This is a genomic window from Schnuerera sp. xch1 (genome assembly GCF_019931165.1).
GTDB lineage: Bacteria > Bacillota > Clostridia > Tissierellales > Tepidimicrobiaceae > JAIOUP01.
The window spans coordinates 1-19,106 of sequence record NZ_JAIOUP010000019.1 but is presented as its reverse complement, the minus strand read 5'-3'; the positions used below and the strand labels follow the sequence as shown (position 1 = coordinate 19,106).

General features: G+C 29.5%; 16 protein-coding genes and 1 CRISPR repeat array. Of the genes, 14 read left to right on the top strand and 2 right to left on the bottom strand.

Translation table 11 applies throughout. The features are described 5' to 3' along the window. The 3 genes from K8M07_RS11170 to K8M07_RS11160 all read left to right on the top strand — a co-directional run bounded on the left by K8M07_RS11170 (position 1) and on the right by K8M07_RS11160 (position 3,583). Positions 1-1,266 carry a sensor histidine kinase gene (locus tag K8M07_RS11170; protein ID WP_223378905.1) on the top strand — a complete coding sequence of 422 codons (1,266 nt, stop codon included), beginning with the start codon at positions 1-3 and terminating at the stop codon, positions 1,264-1,266. Further along, a complete protein-coding gene (locus K8M07_RS11165) occupies positions 1,267-2,109 on the top strand; it encodes a DNA-binding domain-containing protein (protein WP_223378903.1) in 843 nt (280 codons plus the stop codon). A gap of 88 nt (positions 2,110-2,197) precedes the next feature. Then, the gene (locus K8M07_RS11160) at positions 2,198-3,583 is read left to right on the top strand and encodes an alanine/glycine:cation symporter family protein (RefSeq protein ID WP_223378901.1); all 1,386 of its coding nucleotides are present in this window, start codon (positions 2,198-2,200) and stop codon (positions 3,581-3,583) included. 21 nt (positions 3,584-3,604) lie between these two features. Here the strand turns inward: K8M07_RS11160 and K8M07_RS11155 are convergent, their stop codons facing one another. Further along, positions 3,605-4,279, bottom strand: a complete 675-nt coding sequence (locus K8M07_RS11155) for a hydrolase (protein ID WP_223378899.1) — start codon at positions 4,277-4,279, stop codon at positions 3,605-3,607. 190 nt (positions 4,280-4,469) lie between these two features. Here K8M07_RS11155 and K8M07_RS11150 point away from each other — a divergent pair, with 190 nt between their 5' ends. The 3 genes from K8M07_RS11150 to K8M07_RS11140 all read left to right on the top strand — a co-directional run bounded on the left by K8M07_RS11150 (position 4,470) and on the right by K8M07_RS11140 (position 7,154). After that, positions 4,470-4,883, top strand: a complete 414-nt coding sequence (locus K8M07_RS11150) for a bacteriohemerythrin (RefSeq protein ID WP_223378897.1) — start codon at positions 4,470-4,472, stop codon at positions 4,881-4,883. A gap of 179 nt (positions 4,884-5,062) precedes the next feature. Continuing rightward, complete coding sequence (locus tag K8M07_RS11145) at positions 5,063-5,554, top strand: ECF transporter S component (RefSeq protein WP_223378895.1); 492 nt, start codon at positions 5,063-5,065, stop codon at positions 5,552-5,554. A gap of 244 nt (positions 5,555-5,798) precedes the next feature. After that, positions 5,799-7,154 (top strand): peptide MFS transporter, encoded by a 1,356-nt coding sequence (locus K8M07_RS11140; RefSeq protein WP_223378893.1) that lies wholly within the window; start codon positions 5,799-5,801, stop codon positions 7,152-7,154. Between the two features lie 172 nt (positions 7,155-7,326). Here the strand turns inward: K8M07_RS11140 and K8M07_RS11135 are convergent, their stop codons facing one another. Beyond that, entirely contained in the window at positions 7,327-8,562 is a 1,236-nt protein-coding gene (locus tag K8M07_RS11135; RefSeq protein WP_223378891.1) for an aminopeptidase, read from the bottom strand. A gap of 191 nt (positions 8,563-8,753) precedes the next feature. Here K8M07_RS11135 and cas6 point away from each other — a divergent pair, with 191 nt between their 5' ends. From cas6 to cas2, 8 genes are read left to right on the top strand one after another with little or no spacing between them, the layout of a single operon-like run. Further along, entirely contained in the window at positions 8,754-9,491 is a 738-nt protein-coding gene (gene cas6 / locus K8M07_RS11130; RefSeq protein ID WP_223378889.1) for a CRISPR-associated endoribonuclease Cas6, read from the top strand. 17 nt (positions 9,492-9,508) lie between these two features. Next, on the top strand, positions 9,509-11,287 hold the full coding sequence (locus K8M07_RS11125) for a TIGR02556 family CRISPR-associated protein (protein ID WP_223378887.1): 1,779 nt from the start codon (positions 9,509-9,511) through the stop codon (positions 11,285-11,287). Next, positions 11,280-12,176 (top strand): type I-B CRISPR-associated protein Cas7/Csh2, encoded by an 897-nt coding sequence (cas7b, locus tag K8M07_RS11120; RefSeq protein WP_223378885.1) that lies wholly within the window; start codon positions 11,280-11,282, stop codon positions 12,174-12,176. The genes K8M07_RS11125 and cas7b overlap by 8 nt, the downstream gene beginning before the upstream one ends. A 10-nt stretch (positions 12,177-12,186) precedes the next feature. Beyond that, a complete protein-coding gene (gene cas5b, locus K8M07_RS11115) occupies positions 12,187-12,891 on the top strand; it encodes a type I-B CRISPR-associated protein Cas5b (RefSeq protein WP_223378883.1) in 705 nt (234 codons plus the stop codon). Continuing rightward, positions 12,878-15,136, top strand: a complete 2,259-nt coding sequence (gene cas3 / locus K8M07_RS11110) for a CRISPR-associated helicase Cas3' (protein ID WP_223378881.1) — start codon at positions 12,878-12,880, stop codon at positions 15,134-15,136. Before cas5b ends, cas3 begins: the two co-directional genes overlap by 14 nt. 32 nt (positions 15,137-15,168) lie before the next feature. Further along, positions 15,169-15,669 (top strand): CRISPR-associated protein Cas4, encoded by a 501-nt coding sequence (cas4, locus tag K8M07_RS11105; protein ID WP_223378879.1) that lies wholly within the window; start codon positions 15,169-15,171, stop codon positions 15,667-15,669. A 12-nt stretch (positions 15,670-15,681) separates the two neighbouring features. Next, the gene (gene cas1b / locus K8M07_RS11100; protein ID WP_223378877.1) at positions 15,682-16,674 is read left to right on the top strand and encodes a type I-B CRISPR-associated endonuclease Cas1b; all 993 of its coding nucleotides are present in this window, start codon (positions 15,682-15,684) and stop codon (positions 16,672-16,674) included. A 15-nt stretch (positions 16,675-16,689) separates the two neighbouring features. After that, the gene (gene cas2 / locus K8M07_RS11095; RefSeq protein WP_223378875.1) at positions 16,690-16,953 is read left to right on the top strand and encodes a CRISPR-associated endonuclease Cas2; all 264 of its coding nucleotides are present in this window, start codon (positions 16,690-16,692) and stop codon (positions 16,951-16,953) included. A gap of 193 nt (positions 16,954-17,146) precedes the next feature. Then, positions 17,147-19,059: a CRISPR direct-repeat array (repeat unit 30 nt; unit sequence ATATCTAGACTACCTATAAGGAATTGAAAC). Between the last annotated feature and the right edge of the window lie 47 nt (positions 19,060-19,106).

The following is a 19,106-nucleotide window of genomic DNA, read 5'->3' as shown; positions in this document are numbered from 1 at the left end:
ATGAAAAAACAAAAGGAGCTTTTAATTGCTTCTTTAATAGTAGGGTTATTTTCTATTTTATATATTGATTTTTATGTAGAAAACTTTAAGTTTTCTTTTGCCGCAGTTGTATTTCCTATATTAGTATTTATGAATGATGAGTTTAATCCTATAACATTTGGGATAACTTCTGGAATTTCCTTGGTATTGATTAGGGGAATATTATCCCAAGCTTTTCAGGGAATATTGGTAGAGACTTTTTTATATTCCTTACCAGAATACGGTTTTTATATGATTTATGGGTTTATACTATATATAGTAAAGAAAAATTTTGAGCCAATTACTCAAAATAGTATGATTTTCATCTGCTTTATAGGGGATTTATTATCAAATATAGTGGAAATGTATATTAGAGTAGGAAATGATTTATTTGCAACAGGCTTCGATATAATCAATACCTTTGCTTTAGTAGCGATTATAAGAGCTGGATTGGTGTGGCTGATAATTTTTGCTTATAGATATAATAAGTTGTTGATAGTAAGAGAAGAGCACGATAAAAGATATAGAAACCTTTTACAATTGATTTCACAGTTGAAATCAGAAACATATTTAATGGAGAAAAACATGAGCTATATTGAAATAGTAATGTCTAATGCTTATAAACTCTTTAACGATATTGAAGAATACAAAAATAGGGATGCTTGGGCTAAACAAGCATTAGAGATTGCTAAAGATATTCATGAGATAAAAAAAGAGTATGGATTAGTTGTAGCAGGTATAGAAGAGATAATGGAGGATAGACTGGATCATGTAGGTATGTACCTTGACGAGATGATAACCATATTAAATAAAAGCTTACAAAGAGAAATAAAAAATCAAAATAAAAATATTTCTATAAAATTTGATATTGGCGAAAATTTTTATACGAAAAAACACTATTATATTATATCAATATTAAGAAATATCATAATGAATGCAATAGATTCAATCGAATCTGACGGGAATATTAACATATCTCATTTTGTAAAAACTCATCAGCATATATTTATTATTTCAGATGATGGGTGCGGAATCAGTAAGAAAGATTTACCCCATATATTTTCTCATGGATATTCCACTAAAATTGATTATAGCATAGGACAGATAAATAGAGGATTAGGACTTAGCATTGTAAAAAATATTCTTGAAGAAAGCCTAAAAGGAGGAATAGAAGTTGAATCACAATTGGGATTTGGAAGTACTTTTACGATATGTATACCAGTTAAAGAATTGGAAAGTGATGATTAAATGAGATTTTTTATTGTAGACGATGATCTAAATGTGGTACGTATACTGAAGAAGATAATTGAAGATAAGATGTTAGGGACAGTGGTAGGAGAAGCACTTGATGGGAAAAGGGGAATGGAGAAAATTAAAGCTAATATTCCAGATATAGTTCTAATTGATTTGTTGATGCCAGAAATGGATGGGTTGAAGGTTATAAAGGAATTAAAGAAACAATTACCTACTATCGAGTTTATAATGATATCTCAAGTATCTTCAAAGAAAATGGTAGAAAAAGCTTATAAATATGGTGTTGAATATTATATATATAAACCAATAAATGCAATAGAAGTCGAAACAATAATTAAGAAGGTAATAGATCGCATTGAAATAAACAGAAGTATCTCAAAGATGCAGAAAATATTCAATAATTACTCGGAAAAGGAAACAATAAGATTCGAAAATACTTGTGAAAAGTGTATCAACAATGTATTGACGGAACTGGGAATTATAGGTGAAAGAGGGAGCGAAAATATTATAGATCTAGCTAAATATGCTATAAGAAATAACATAAATTTAAACAATGTTACTATTCGAGAATTATGCGAGAACTTTACAGATAGTCCTAAATCAATGGAACAAAGGATTAGGAGGGCTATTAGTATAGCTATGTCTAATATTGCAAATTTAGGGCTTGAAGACTATATGAATGATGTTTTTACTAAGTATTCCAATACTCTATTTAACTTTGAGCAAGTACGGAAGGAAATGGAATTTATACGCGGTAAAGAAAAAAAAGGAGGATCTGTAAACAGCAAAGGATTTTTAGCAGGGTTGATATATTATTGTGAAAACATTAACGATTAAAATAATTCAGAAAATTGAGTTAGGTTTTTGTAGTTTATTGAAGTCTATATTATATACTTGTAAACGATAAATAAAAGGGAGGTATAATATGGACTTTTTAATGGAAATTAATTCTATTGTTAATGATTTTGTATGGGGACCACCTATGCTGATTTTACTTGTAGGCGTAGGGGTTTATTTTACAGTAAGAACAGGTTTCTTTTCAATCCGAAAACTAGGCTATATATTAAATAGCACATTGATGAAAATGTTTTCCAAAGATAATGATGGAGAAGGAGAGATAAGTGCTTTTCAGGCTGTATCTACTGCTCTTGCAGCTACAGTAGGTACTGGTAATATAGCAGGTGTTGCAACTGCCATTGCGACAGGAGGACCTGGAGCAGTATTTTGGATGTGGATAGCGGCACTATTTGGAATGACCACTAAATTTTCAGAAGTTGTACTATCAATCAAATACAGAGAAAAGACGGAAGATGGACGTTTTAATGGAGGTCCAATGTATTATATTAAGAATGGTTTAGGCTGGAATTGGTTAGCGACAATTTTTGCAATATTTGGAGCATTAGCAGCTTTTGGTATAGGAAATATGGTTCAATCAAATTCAGTAGCGGAATCATTAAATACGACTTTTAATATAAATCCAATAATTACTGGAATAGTATTAGCAATATTAGCAGGGTTGGTTACTATAGGAGGAATTAAAAGAATAGGAGCTATAACTGAAAAAATGGTACCTTTTATGGCAGCTTTTTATATTCTTGGTGCTTTATATATAATACTTTCAAATGCTACTGCAATACCTGCTGCATTTAAGCTAATCTTCGAAAATGCCTTTACAGGTACAGCAGCAGCAGGAGGATTTACTGGAGCTACAGTAACAATGGCTATAAGATATGGAGTTGCTCGTGGAGTATTTACAAATGAAGCTGGTCTAGGTAGTGCACCTATAGCTCATGCTGCAGCAACTACAGACCACCCAGTTCGTCAAGGTCTATGGGGAGTATTTGAAGTTTTCGTGGATACAATATGCATTTGTACATTGACTGCTCTTACAATTGTAATGTCTGGTTTATGGAACACCGGTGTGTCGGGAGCAGAACTTACTACTTCAGCGTTTGATTCAGCAGTTTCTGGTGGTAGATATATAGTTACTATAGGGTTAACATTATTTGCATTTTCAACTATTCTTGGTTGGGAATATTACGGTGAAAGATGTATTGAATATATAGCTGGACCTAAATCTATAAAAATCTATAGAATTATCTTTATACCATTCGTATTTGTTGGAGCAATTGGTGGGCTTGAATTTTTATGGGCTTTAGCAGATACATTAAATGGTTTAATGGCGATACCAAACTTAATAGGATTATTAGGATTAGGTGGAGTTGTTATTAAACTTACTAAAGAATTTTTTCAAACAAAATATATAGAGGAAAGGAAGTTGAAACGCGGAAAACATGTATATGAAGATTAAAAAAGCCCGTAATGGGCTTTTTTAATCCTTTTTTTCCCTATATTTATCCATAACATTGGCAAATATATCAGCAGTACAAGGTGGCGTATAAGTAATAGCATTAGCTCCCGACTCAATGGTTTTAAGGATGCTTTCATCCGTTGGACCGCCAGTAGCGATTATAGGCAGTTCTTTTCCGTATTCATGTCTAATTTTTTTTACTATATCTGCAGTCTTGGAACCTCCAGATATATTCAAAATCCTAGCACCTGCATCTAATTTCCCTTTATAATCATCTTTATCAGTTGCTACTGTGGCAATTATAGGTATATCGATTGTATTATATATTTCATTAATTACATCATTAGAGGTCGGAGCATTTACTACTACACCATAGGCGCCCATTAATTCAGCTTGGAGTGCAATATTTACAGACCTTGTTCCCGTGGTTAGTCCTCCGCCTACTCCTGCAAATACAGGGATAGGAGCTACCTCTAATATAGCTTGGGTAATTGATAATTGAGGAGTAAAGGGATATACAGCAATAATGGAATTAGCGTTTGTATTTTTAATAATTGCTACATCAGTTGAAAATAACAGGGATTTAATTCTGGTACCTAATATTTTTATTCCAGTCGCTTTGTATATAACTTTCGGAACTTCTATTATTCTAGATCGTAATTGTGATTTTATTTCAGGAACATACCTTTCTTCCATTACAACCCCTCCTAACATTTAGAATATTGGACTAAAGATTAAAATTTTTACATATATCTACCCTATAATAATTATAAATAAACTATTATTTAATATCAATATAATTTATTTATCCTTTCAAATAGTATAACTATAGTATAAAATAATATTAAATAGAGGATAAAATAACTAAATAAAGAGGAGATTGGATATGTTCAAATGGAAAGAAGATTTTAGTGTAAATGTCAAAAGCATTGATGAACAACATAAAGAATTATTTAGAATTGGTAATTCCCTTTATGATATTGTATCCATAAAAGATGGCATAGATAGATATGATGAATTGATTTTAGCTTTACATAAGATGAGAGATTACGCAGTATATCATTTTGAATATGAGGAAAAGCTTATAAGAGAAAATGGATATCCTAAATTTGATCAACATAAAAGACATCATGATTCATTTATATCTAAGGTTGAATCTATAGATGAAGAAAGTGCAGATGAGAAGCAGCAAAAAGTTGGGATGGATTTAATCGTATTTATCGCAAATTGGATAGAGAACCATATATTGAAAGTGGATATGGATTATAAAGAATTCTTAAATAAAAAGGGAATATTTTAAATGGAAAAAATAATCCAGATTAAGGTCTCTTAGAGATTTTAGCCTGGATTATTTTTTTAAAAAAAAATAATAAATATTGAAAAAGCGTCATGGAAGTGTTACTCTATAAATGGATACAATTAATATAGAACTTATAATTGTATCCATACATATATTGATTAATAAAGGAGGCATTTTAAATGAAGAATTCAAACTTAACAACATTGATAAGATATGCAGTACTTATAGCATTAACAACGGTAATGACCATGGTAATTCATATACCAACAATTGGGACTAATGGGTATTTAAACTTAGGTGATATGGTTGTATTTATAGCTGCCCTTATTATGGGTAGAAAAGGCGGATTAATAGTAGGTGGAGTTGGTTCTGCGATGGCAGATTTATTATTAGGGTATACTCATTATGTACCTATTACACTTGTAGTTAAAGGATTAGAAGGATTTATAGCGGGGAGTATATTGGAAACAAAAATAGGGAAACAAAAGCCAATAATAGCTACAACAATAGGTGGAATATTTATGGCCTTTGGGTATTTTATACCAGAAATGTTTATGTATGGTCAAGGAGCAATAGCATCTATACCGGGCAATATAGCTCAAGGTTTATTGGGAGCAGTTTCTTCTGTAATACTGTATGCAGCACTTAAAAGAACAAAAGATTTCAATTAAAAACTTTTCTATTTTATCTTGTATAAATGATAATTTTGTGCTATTATATTAAGGCTGGAACGAGTGTAGGAAGATGATAAGTTATTTTTTTAACAAATAAGCTGGAGAAGGAATTATATTAATAACTATTACTTGCGGTATTTGAAACCATTGCATTCTTTATTAACTAATATGAATGTATATGGTTTTTAAAATACACAAAATACACACTTGCGTATCTAAATTTTTCAAAGGAGGAATGAAAATGGAAAACACAGGAAGAAGACCATTTGGGTTTTATGTATGCTCACTTGCTTTTACATTGGAAAGATTTGCATTTTACTCAGCAAAATGGTTACTTGCAGTATTTGTAGTTGATAGTGTAGTGAATGGAGGACTTGGCCTTTCAGCTGCAGATGGAGCAAAGATGTCTGCAAACTTAGTTGCGTTTACTTATCTTGCACCATTAATTGGGGGATATATTTCTGATCGTATTGTAGGTGCTAGATATCTTGTCCCAATCGGAATGGTTTTTATGGGAGCTGGTTATCTAGTAGGATGGCAGGCTACAAGTGCTACTATGGTTAATTTAATGATTATATTAGTTTCTATTGGAACAGGTTTATTTAAATGTCAGACAAACGCTATTACAGGTAGACTTTTTGATGATCCAAGAGAATTAGATAGTTCATTCTCAATTCAGTATTCTTTCGTCAACATTGGTTCTTTCATCGGTACAACAATTATTGGTTTACTTGTAGGAACTCAAGGATATGCTTTTTGTTTCTTAATTTGCGCAATTATGATGTTCATTGATGCTATTTGGTTTATTTTCGGATGGAGATTCTTAGGCGAAGCAGGTAAGAAGCCATTCAAAATTGATGAAAAGAAAGAAATAGCAGAGAGTAAACAAGAGGAAAAGAAACCTTTAACAACTATAGAAAAGAAAAGAGTTGCTGCTATTATATTAGTATCTTTCTTTTCCATAATTTTCTGGGTATTTTGGTATTTGGCATATATGCCTGTATACTATTACTGGGGTGGAGTAAATGGATTTGCTGATTGGACAATAGGCAACTTTGAAGTTCCAACAGCTTGGTTCGATTCATTAAATGCATTATCATGTATCACATTAGGACCAATCCTTGGTAAATTGTGGACAAAACTAGCTAGTAGACCTCAGGGAGACTTAAGTATGTTTAAGAAAACTGCTTTAGGTATGTCGCTATTAGGAGTATCTTACGTAATTTTTGCAATGGCGGATATCATAAGAGGTGAAAACCTTGCATCACTTGTTTGGATCTTTGCATTTGGTGTTGTTTTATCTCTTGGTGAAATGGTATTCTCACCACTTGGAAATTCGTTTATCAGTAAATTTGCTCCTCCTAGATTATTATCAACAATGATGAGTGTTTGGGTACTTGTTGTTTTCTTTGCAGGAAAATCTTATGGATGGGTATATGAATTCACATTAAAGTTTGATTTCGCAAGTGTATATTTTGTAATCGCAGCTATTTCTATTGCAGCAAGTGTTATTCTTTGGTCATTAGATAGAAAGTTAAACAGCTTAGTCATAGAAGACGAAGAGAAAAATGGCATAGCTGAAGAAGTTATTGCTTAAACTGAACTAGAGAAAATCACACATAAATAATAAGAGATATTAGTATTGTATAAAAAATAATTATGTATTTGTATATAAAATCTCATATAATAAAAAAACCCTTTTGTTGTTTCTTAGTTCAAAACAATGAAAAGGGTTTTTTATTAGTTAGTTAAAGTTGTTTCTATTTTGATTAAAATGCCCAGTTGCCATCTTTAAATATTTGAACTTTTTTGCCATCTTTGGTTTTTCCAATTATGTTTAAATCCTTGGATCCTACCATGAAATCCACATGAGTCAGAGAATCATTGACTCCTGCTTTATCCAATTGTTCTTCATTCATATCTGCGCCACCTTTTATATTGGTAGGATAAGCCTTACCAAGAGCAAAGTGACATGATGCATTTTCGTCAAACAATGTGTTATAGAATACTATATTAGCTTTGGAAATTGGAGAATCATAAGGAACCAATGCGACTTCTCCTAATCTTTTTGCACCTTCATCTAAGGCTAATAGATCTTTTAATACTTCGTAACCTTTTTTTGCTTCAAAATCTACAACTTTTCCATCTTTAAAAGTTAATTTAAAGTTATCAATTAGATTGCCACCGTAATTCAATGGTTTTGTACTATAGACAACTCCATTAACTCCAGTCTTATGAGGCATAGTAAAGACTTCCTCTGTTGGCATGTTGGCAACAAAATATACATCTTTCTCATTTTTGCCTCCACCACCAGCCCAGATATGTCCTTCTGGTAATTCTATTTCTAAATCAGTACCATTTGACGACTTATAATACAACTTTTTAAAATTTTTTTCATTTAGGTAGTTTACTTTTTCTTCTAAATTGGTTAGATGATCTTTCCAAGCCTTAACTGGATTATTTTCATACATACGTGTAGCCTTAAATATGGCATCCCATAGCTTCTTCATTGCTTCATCTTCTGAAACATCTGGGAATACTCTTTTTGCCCAATCCTTGGTAGGAATAGACATAATACACCATGCATTTAAATCATTCATGGTGTATCTCCTGAATTCTTTTAAAGCCATTGAAGAAGCCTTGTTGTTTGCAGCAATCTTCTTAGGATCCGCATCCTTTAACAATTGTGGGTCCTGAGCTGAAATAGAAAGAAAACCTGCTCCATCTTCAGCATATTCCTCTAGCCCATCTGCATACCATTTTGGAAAGTTCTCAAAAACCTCCATAGGAGCATTTTCGTATTTCATCTTGGTTAAATCTCCATCATTCCAATTAACATGAACTTCCTTCGCGCCTGCAGCATAAGCATGTTTTGCCACAAGTCTTACAAAATCAGCCCCTTCAACAGGAGCATTAACAACTAAAGGTTGACCCTTCTGTATGTTGATACCTACCTTGACACAAAGATTAGCATATTTGTCTAAAGTATCGTTGAATTTATCCAAAATATCACCTCGCATGTTTATTATGTACTTAAGAATAGTTTATATTATATGGAAAGGAATGTAAATAATATTCTGCCAACTAGAAGAGAAATTTAAAATATTGAGAAAATATTAGAAAAAAAGAGGGATTTAAAGAAATATGTAGAAGTAGTATAGGAAAAAACAAATGATAGGTTAAGAGGTGTAAAATAATGAAGGAAACTTTGATTTTAGAACCGGTAAAAGGAAATGAAACCATACTATCAATTCAATATAACCATATTATTCAAGCTATGCTATATAATCAATTAGAAGAAGAAATATCCACTTTTCTGCACGAGGAAGGATTCCAAAAAGAGAACAGAACATATAAAATGTTTACATTTTCTAGACTGATGGGCAAGTTTTATTTAGATAAAGAAGAAGGAAAAATTATATTTTATGGGCCTATTAAACTTACAATATCTTCTTATTATAATGAATTTAGTAATTCCATAGGAAACAATTTATTATCAAGTCAAACAATCAAATTAGGGAACAATACCTTAAGAGTAAAGGAATTAGCAGTTAAACAAGAAAACATTGAAAACAATCAAATAAAGATCAAGACTTTATCTCCAATAGTGACATATAGCACATTATATAGAAAAGATGGGAAGAAGTTCACTTATTATTTTAATCCTCAGGAAGGGAAATTTTCGGAAATAGTAAGTAGTAATTTAAAGAATAAATACAAGGCTTATTATTTGAAAGATGCTCCTGAAGAAGACGTTGAAATAGAGCCTATAAGTAAAACAAAACTTTCTGTAGTGAAATATAAAGATTTCGTTATAAAAGGATATTCAGGAAAATTTATCATGAAGGGTCCAGTTCCTTTGCTACAAATGGGAATAGGAACAGGATTAGGCAGCAAGAACAGTCAAGGATTTGGCTGTGTCGAAGTTATATAAAGTTGGGGGGTGAATGTATGGAATTAAGTGCAGTTTGTGAACTTGGTAAAATGAAAAAAGAAACTATTATGAAAAATGGAGGTGATATGTTAGATATTTTTGTTGAAAATCCTAATAAGACAGGTGTATACAGTACAGTTTTAGAAATTACTGTAGATAAAGATTTTAAGTACACAGGCATAAATGTGACTGAATTCAAGAAAGAATTTGTATCAAGATATCTTTATAAAAAAGGTTCTAGTAATGGGGCAGATTATACTCCTACTTCTAAAATAACAACTTCTAAAAAAACTTTTAATAAAAAAATACTAAAATGTTTTAAAGAAACAATTATTAGATTTGAAGAGTATGAAGGAGTAGATGATATTAAGAAAATATATAATTGTCTTATAATTAATTCTGAATATATACTAAATGATATTAATGCCAATATAGAGAATAGCAAGAAGGGTTATATATTAACCGTAGTTTATGATGACAAATATGTTGGGGATCTAGAAATATTTAAAGACAAAGTTAAAAAAGGAGCTATTAGAAATTATTATTTGATAGATAAAAAGATATCTAAAGGCAAAAATAAACATTGTTCTATATGTAAAGAAATGAAAGATGAGGTATTTGGAAATGCGAATATTTTCAAGTTCTATACTGTAGATAAACGCGGATATGTATCTGGAGGATTTAATAAATTAGATTCATGGAGGAATTTCCCAGTATGTCAAGAATGTGCAGTCGAACTTGAATTAGGTAAGAGATATCTTGATGAAAAGTTGAGTTTTAAATTTCAAGGAAGAGATTTCTATTTGATTCCTAAACTACTTTATAGAAAGAAATTGGAGAAAATATTAAAGACATTGTCAAATATAAATGTAGATAATATTGACAGCAAATATCAAAATGTCGAAGAAATGATTATCAAAAGACTTTCAAAGATTGAGGATTATGCAACTTTTGATATGTTATTTTATGAAGTTAATAATGCAGCTTTGAATATAAAACTTGATGTACAAGAAATTTTACCTTCTAGATTTAAGAAAATATATGCTGATATGGAAAAGGTAAATTTAGTATTAAAAACTAACGAAAAAAGCGAGAAAATTAAAGTTGATTTTTCATATTTAAATAGGTTATTTCCAAGGAAGACGTATAATAGATATTTTTTAGAAACTGTAGATATTATTCTTTCTAATAAAGAAATAGATTATAAATTTTTAATTCAACATATTTGTAATCATATTATTGAAAAGTTCAACGAAGATGAAGGGAAATACTATTATTTTGAAACTATAAAGTCCTATGGGTTTTTGATGTACTTAAGAACATTAAGAGTTTTATTTAAAGAAAGGGGGAAAATAGATTTAATGGAAAAGCTAAAATGGGATATAAAAGACTATGATTCTAAGGAAGAAATGTTTGATAGTATATTTGAAGAGAATATGGATTTTTTCACTACTCCAGATAAAAAAGCAGTATTTTTAATTGGATTTTTATCTCAGAAATTATTAAATCTACAATATATTAAAGAGAAAAGAAAACCATTTATTAGTAGATTGAGAGGATTAAAGCTAAACAAAAAAGATATAAGAAGATTGTTGCCAGAAATACAAAATAAGTTTATAGAATATGATGGAGATTATTATAGGGATATACAAGGTTTAGCTTCTAGATATTTAATAGAAGTAGGAGAAAATTGGAGTATTTCTGAACTTGATATACCTTTTTATTTTGCAATAGGAATGAATTTAGAAAGACATATTATATTGAAAACTGAAAAGGAGGAAAAAGTAAATGAATAGAAGTGAATTGATATTTTTATATGATATTAAGGACAACAATCCTAATGGAGACCCCATAGATCAAAACAAACCAAGGATTGATGAGGAAACTGGTATAAATATAGTGACAGATGTAAGGCTTAAAAGGACTATAAGGGACTATCTAAAGGAATATAAAAGCAAAGAAATTTTTGTAAGGGAAATTAGAGATGATAAAGGGAAAGTTCAAGATGGAAAAACACGTGCAAAAGATTTTGGGAAAAAGAAAAATGAGATAATAGAAAACATATTGAAAGAATGTATAGATGTTAGATTATTTGGAGCTACCATTCCATTAGCTAAAGATTCTGCAACTTTTACAGGACCAGTTCAGTTCAATATGGGTAGAAGTTTGCATAAAGTAGAAGTAAAGAGAATAAAAGGAACAGGAGCATTTGCATCTGGAGAAAATAAGGATAATAAGACTTTTAGGGAAGAGTTTATACTACCGTATTCATTGATAGGGTTTTATGGAATAATCAATGAAAAAGCTGCAGAACAAACTAAGCTTACAGAAGATGATATAAATCTTCTTATTGATGCCATGTGGAATGGAACCCAAAATTTAATTTCAAGGTCAAAAGTGGGACAAGTTCCTAGATTATTAATCAAAGTAAATTACAAAGAAGAATTTTATCATATTGGAGATTTATTGAAATCTATTAAGATAGAATCAGAAAAAGAAGATGAACAGATTAGAGATGTTGAGGATTTTATTTTAAATGTAGATGAATTAATAGAAATTTTAGAGATAAATAAAGAGAAAATAGATAATTTGGAGATTAAACTGGATAGAAGATTGAATATGAAGACTAACATAATAGATAAATTAGGGGAAATTGAAATAAAAACAGAAGAAATATTAATTTAGGTGATGAGATATGAAAATACTAGTTTTTGATATATGGGGAGATTATGGACATTTTAAAAAATATTTCACCACATCTTCACCTTTAACATATTCTTTTCCTCCAAAGACAGCAATATATGGGTTATTAGGAGCAATTTTAGGTTTTGATAAAAATGATTATTTAAAATATTTTCAAGATAGGGTATGTAAAGTAGCAGTAAAGATTATTAATCCAATTAAGAAGACTAGGATACCAATCAATTATATAGATACAAAGGTAGCAATAGATATGAGCAAGATAAAGAATAGAACTCAAGTAAATCTTGAAGTATTAAAAGATTGTAAATTCAGAGTATATGTCACTTATAAAGATAAATCTATATATGATAAGCTAAAAAAAATGTTATTTGAAAAGAAAAATGTATATAGTATTTGTTTAGGATTATCGGAGTTTTTAGCAAATTATAGATTTGTTGGTGAATTTAAAGTAACGAGAATAAATAATAACAGTAAAATTGTTGATATAGATACATTTATTCCTTTTGATGAAGACGTTATGATAAAAATTCAGGGGAATAGACAATATTTGAAGGATACAGTTTATAATGAAATGGATTCAAAAAGAGAAGTAGCAGAATTTGTTACAGTATTATATGAAAGAACAGGTAAGCCTATAAAATGTGATATTTCTGTATACTATGAATTGGAAAGTGGGGAGAAGATTGTATTCCTATAAATTGTTATCGCATCCTAAAATTTATTTGATTGAACATCTACAAAAAGTTTATAAGTGGGGTATGGAGATATTTGAACAGAACAAATTATTTTTGGAGGATAAAGAAATTTTAAGTTCCATATTGGTTGGCCATGATTTAGGAAAATCTACTCTATATTTTCAACAATATATAACAAAAGAAAAAAGCCATGGTTTTATAAAAAATCATGGCTTTTTATCAGCGATTATGACATATTGTATTTTGGCAAACAAATATGGTATGGATAAAGCTTTAAAAGCGTTTATAATAGTAAAAAGGCATCATGGGAACCTGTATAACTTTTTTGATGAAGTATCATTGAACCAAATTGAAGTACTAAATACAATTGATGTTTTAGATAAGCAACTTAAATCTATAGATTTTCAAGAGGTAAATGTAATACTTGATAGATTTAAATTACCAAATATAAATTGTACAGAAATAAAAAAAGTATTTATAAATTTATTTCAGGATATGGAAGCTGTATTTTATTATGAAGATGAATTAAATAAAAATATGGAAGAGTATTTTAAAATAAAATATTTATATTCAATACTTATATATAGTGATAAATTTTCTCTTATTATGGACAATGGAATAGATAAAGACAAAAGTATAGGCATAAATAAATTCAATATTTATATGGATAATCTTCCTAAACATAAAAGTATTATAAATGACAAAAGAAATGAAGCAAGAATAGGAATAGAGAATAAAATAGAAAATCTTGATGATAAGATTTATACTTTAACTTTACCTACAGGTATGGGAAAAACATTAAATAGCTTAAATTTTGCATTAAAATTGAGAGATAAATTATATAAGGAAGAAGGTATATATTATAATTTAATTTATTCTTTTCCGTTTACTAGTATAATAGATCAGACTTATCAAATATTTAAGGATATTTTTGGAGATAAAACTTCAGAAGTCTTGAAGCATCACTATTTGGCCAAAGTTGAATATAAAAATGAAGAAAATTATTTTGAAATAGAAAAAAGCAAGTTTTTAATTGAAACATGGGATTCAAAGATTATAGTTACAACATTTGTGAAGGTGTTGCAATGTATTTTTTCAAATAAGAATAGCGAACTTTTGAAATTCAACAAATTTGCTAATTCCATTATTATACTTGATGAAGTGCAGAACATTCCACATAAATATTGGAAGATAATCAGAGAAAGCTTTTATGTTTTATCAAAGGCATTAAATATATATTTTATATTAATGACGGCTACTCAACCACTTATATTTAAAGATAGAAAAGAGTTAATTGAAAATACCAAGGAGTACTTTGATATTTTTGATAGGACAAGATTGAACATAAATCTTAATGAAATAGGAATAAATGAATTTGTCGAAGAAATTTGTCCTATAATTAATAAATCTGATAAAACAATGATAGTGTTGAATACAGTAAAATCAGCTCAAGAAGTTTATAAGACAATAAAAGAAAAGAGTAATAAACAAATTTTATTTTTGTCTGCATCTATAATTCCTGAAGATAGAAAAGAAAGAATAGAAAAAATAAAAACACTTGATAGGTATATATTGGTGTCTACTCAAGTTGTTGAAGCAGGAGTTGATATTGATAATGATGTGGTTATAAGGGATATAGGGCCTTGGGATAGTATAGTTCAATGTGCTGGGAGATGTAATAGAAACAATAGAAAAGAATTAGGTGAGGTATATATATATAAATTAAAAAGAGAAAAATATATATTTGCAAATATTGTTTATGGTAGATTTTTAATAAGCAAAACAGAGAAGATACTTAAAGGTCACGAGATGATACCAGAGAAGGATTATTTCAAGTATTCTAATGATTATTTTGAAGAAATAGATAAAGACAAAAGTGATACATGTTCAGATGAAATATTTGAAGATATTTTAGAATTCAAATTTAATGATATTAACAATGAATTCAAATTAATTGACAACAATGAACTTTATATTATGCCAGTTTTCATTGAAAAAGATGAAAAAGCAGTTCGGATATGGGAAAGGTATGAAGGGTTGTTCAATATTGATGATAGATTTGAACGAATGAATAAATTTCTTGAGATAAAGGAGCAATTTTTATTATATGTAATCAATATAAATGTAAAAAAATTCCCCTTTATGAGAGATAAATTTTATGGAAGAATTCCAAAAGAAAATCTTGAATATTATTATTCTACTGAATATGGTTTTATACCAGATAATGATGAAACAATGTTTTTTTAATAGGCATAAACAATATTTTGGGAGTGAAATATATGGAGGACTTAGATGTAAACGGAACCCTTGTTTGGTATTATTTTGTTTGCAAGAGGGAAGTTTGGTTAATGTCACATAACATAGTTCCAGATCAAGATGATTCAAATATAGAAGTAGGAAAGTTTATACATGAAAAATCGTATTCTAGAGAAAAAAAAGAAATAACAATAGGAAATGTGAAAGTAGATGTATTAAACAAAAAAGATGGTTATTTAATGGTTGGAGAGGTTAAGAAGACTTCTAAATATGCAGAAAGTGCTAAAATGCAATTATCATATTATTTATTAGAATTAAAGAGACATGGTTTAGAAGGAACAGGGGTGCTTATGTTTCCAAAAGAAAGAAAAAGAATTGAAATAAATTTGAATGATGAATTAATAAGGAAATTAGAGAAGATAGAAAGTGAGATATTAAGGATATGCTATGCTGAATGTCCGCAAGAACCAAAAAAAATAAGTTTTTGCACAAAATGTGGTTATAGAGAATTTTGTTGGTCTTAAGGGAGTGAGGTTATGAAGAAAAATATTTATATCTTTAATGATGGAGAATTGAAAAGAAAGGACAATACTTTTTATTTTGAAACTTCTCAGGGGAAGAAATATTTGCCTATAGAGGACATAAAAGAAATATATGTTTTTGGAGAAGTAAGTGTAAGTAAAAAATTTCTTGAATATGTATCTCAAAAAGAAATACTTATACATTTTTTTAATTATTATGGATATTACGTAGGAAGTTATTATCCAAGAGAACATTATAATTCTGGCTATATGATATTGAGACAAGCTGAGCATTATTTAGACGAAAGCAAGAGGTTATTATTAGCGAGAAAATTTGTTCAAGGAAGTGCTAAAAACATTATCAATGTAGTTAGATATTATAAAAATAGAGGAAAAGATTTAGATGATATACAAAATCAAATTTCCATTCTTAGTTATAACATAGATAAATGTCAAAATATAGATGAATTAATGGGCATAGAGGGAAACATTAGGGATATTTATTATAAATGTTTTGATGAAATAATAAATGATAAAGATTTTGTTTTTGAAAAAAGGTCTAGAAGACCACCAAAAAATCATCTTAATTCTCTTATAAGTTTTGGTAATTCTTTGATATATGTTTTAATCTTATCAGAAATATATAAAACACATTTAGATCCTAGAATTGGATATCTTCATGCTACTAATTTTAGGAGGTTTACGTTGAATTTAGATGTATCAGAGATTTTTAAACCAATAATAATTGATAGAATTATATTTAAAATAGTAAGTAAAAAAATGATAAGTACTAAACATTTTGAAGATGATATGGGTGGAGTATTATTAAAAGAAAGTGGGAGGAAAGTTTTTATTGATGAATTTGATAAAAAGCTGAAGGCGACTATTAAGCATAGAGATCTTGGAAGAAATGTTTCATACAATAGATTAATAAGGATGGAACTTTATAAACTACAGAAACATTTTATTGGAGAAACTGAATATGATCCATATATTTCAAGATGGTAAAGGGTGTGAAATATTTTGTTTGTAATACTCGTGTATGATATTGGAGAAAAAAGAGTTGCGAAAGTTTTAAAAACTTGTAGAAGATATTTATATTGGATACAAAATTCTGTTTTTGAAGGTGAAATATCTCTTGCTAATTTGGAGAAACTAAAAATTGAATTAAACAGTATAATTAATTTAGAAGAAGATTCAGTTATAATATATCAATTTAGAACAACGAGGTATTCCTCAGTTGAAATAATGGGTATTAAAAAAGGTGGAGAAGATAATTTTCTATAGATATTAGTAAGAAAATTTGTCGTCGACCTTCAGTAGTGTAAAAACTACTGGAGATCGACGACAATTTATTTTTTATAAAAATACTGTTATTAACAGGGTTTGGTAGAAATATATTAATATTTAGTACTATTTGAAGATGATTTTAAAATTTGACAGAATATAAGAAGTGTAGTAATATCAAGGTATTGAATGGATATCTAGACTACCTATAAGGAATTGAAACTCAAGATGGCACTATCGAGGTTAAACAAATTAACAACCATATCTAGACTACCTATAAGGAATTGAAACTTCCTGTAGTCCATATGCCGTCTTTATCGATACATAATATCTAGACTACCTATAAGGAATTGAAACGTGAAGCTTCAAGAGTATCAGCCACGTCAACATCACAAATATCTAGACTACCTATAAGGAATTGAAACTCGATACATACGTCGATATGTGTTCCTTGTGGACATCATATCTAGACTACCTATAAGGAATTGAAACAAATCTAGTGTAGGCTTTATCTTTAGTCCTGCTGGTGATATCTAGACTACCTATAAGGAATTGAAACGAAGCAGAATATTAAGCCTACAACTAGATGCTTCTAATATCTAGACTACCTATAAGGAATTGAAACACTACAAAATCCGCTTGGACACGAGCGTCGATATTAAAATATCTAGACTACCTATAAGGAATTGAAACTATATTTTATAGAATAACACCTTAATCACCTGCCCTAATATCTAGACTACCTATAAGGAATTGAAACTGATGAGGATCTAGCCACACTACATAAAATCTATTGCCAATATCTAGACTACCTATAAGGAATTGAAACGAAGAAGAATGTAAGGAATGGTTCCTAGAAGAATATTTATATCTAGACTACCTATAAGGAATTGAAACGGGAATTCTTTAATTAAATCGTCTTTTATAAAATCGTATATCTAGACTACCTATAAGGAATTGAAACGCAACCAAACGTTGTAATTTCAAGGTTCTAAAAAAAATATCTAGACTACCTATAAGGAATTGAAACATTGATATGGCTGATATACAATTAGCAAGAATGATAGAATATCTAGACTACCTATAAGGAATTGAAACTATTCCATTTCAATTGATCTTTGATTATTAATATCTAATATCTAGACTACCTATAAGGAATTGAAACGCTTCTTCTAAATTGAGATAGGCGGGATTACGCTTCTATATCTAGACTACCTATAAGGAATTGAAACTTGCTCCTCTATTAGGCATTGTACCAGTTTGTTTAGTATATCTAGACTACCTATAAGGAATTGAAACTTGAAATAAGCCTTCCGTTACACTCGCTGCTTCTTTGATATCTAGACTACCTATAAGGAATTGAAACTATACAAGAACCAAAAGATAAAGTTGCTAATATTTTTATATCTAGACTACCTATAAGGAATTGAAACTTTTTTCGTCTGTTGCATAGTCGTTTGTGTCATACAAAATATCTAGACTACCTATAAGGAATTGAAACTCCAACCTTCACAACCATCTAAAATGCAAGGATTTGATATCTAGACTACCTATAAGGAATTGAAACGCTGGATAAAAGATGATGGTTATAAAGAATGGTTTTAATATCTAGACTACCTATAAGGAATTGAAACCGTCCAGAGGATATAAAGAAAAATGTTCAAGATTTTAATATCTAGACTACCTATAAGGAATTGAAACCTGTAATTGTCTACACTTTCTATTGCTTCGTCAAAGTATATCTAGACTACCTATAAGGAATTGAAACTCGCATAAGGGCCAATGGAGAAGGCACTATCTATACAGAATATCTAGACTACCTATAAGGAATTGAAACTGTAAAAAGGCTATGATATTGATTGTAATTCTAGTAATATCTAGACTACCTATAAGGAATTGAAACTATGCATAGGCAAACTGGAAACTGCAGAGTAACTATAAATATCTAGACTACCTATAAGGAATTGAAACATCGTATAAACTGTAGACACAGTCGTATCAGCTTCTAGATATCTAGACTACCTATAAGGAATTGAAACTCGTCTCCTAATTCCTCTAAGGCTGTCATGCCGACATATATCTAGACTACCTATAAGGAATTGAAACTCGTCTCCTAATTCCTCTAAGGCTGTCATGCCGACATATATCTAGAC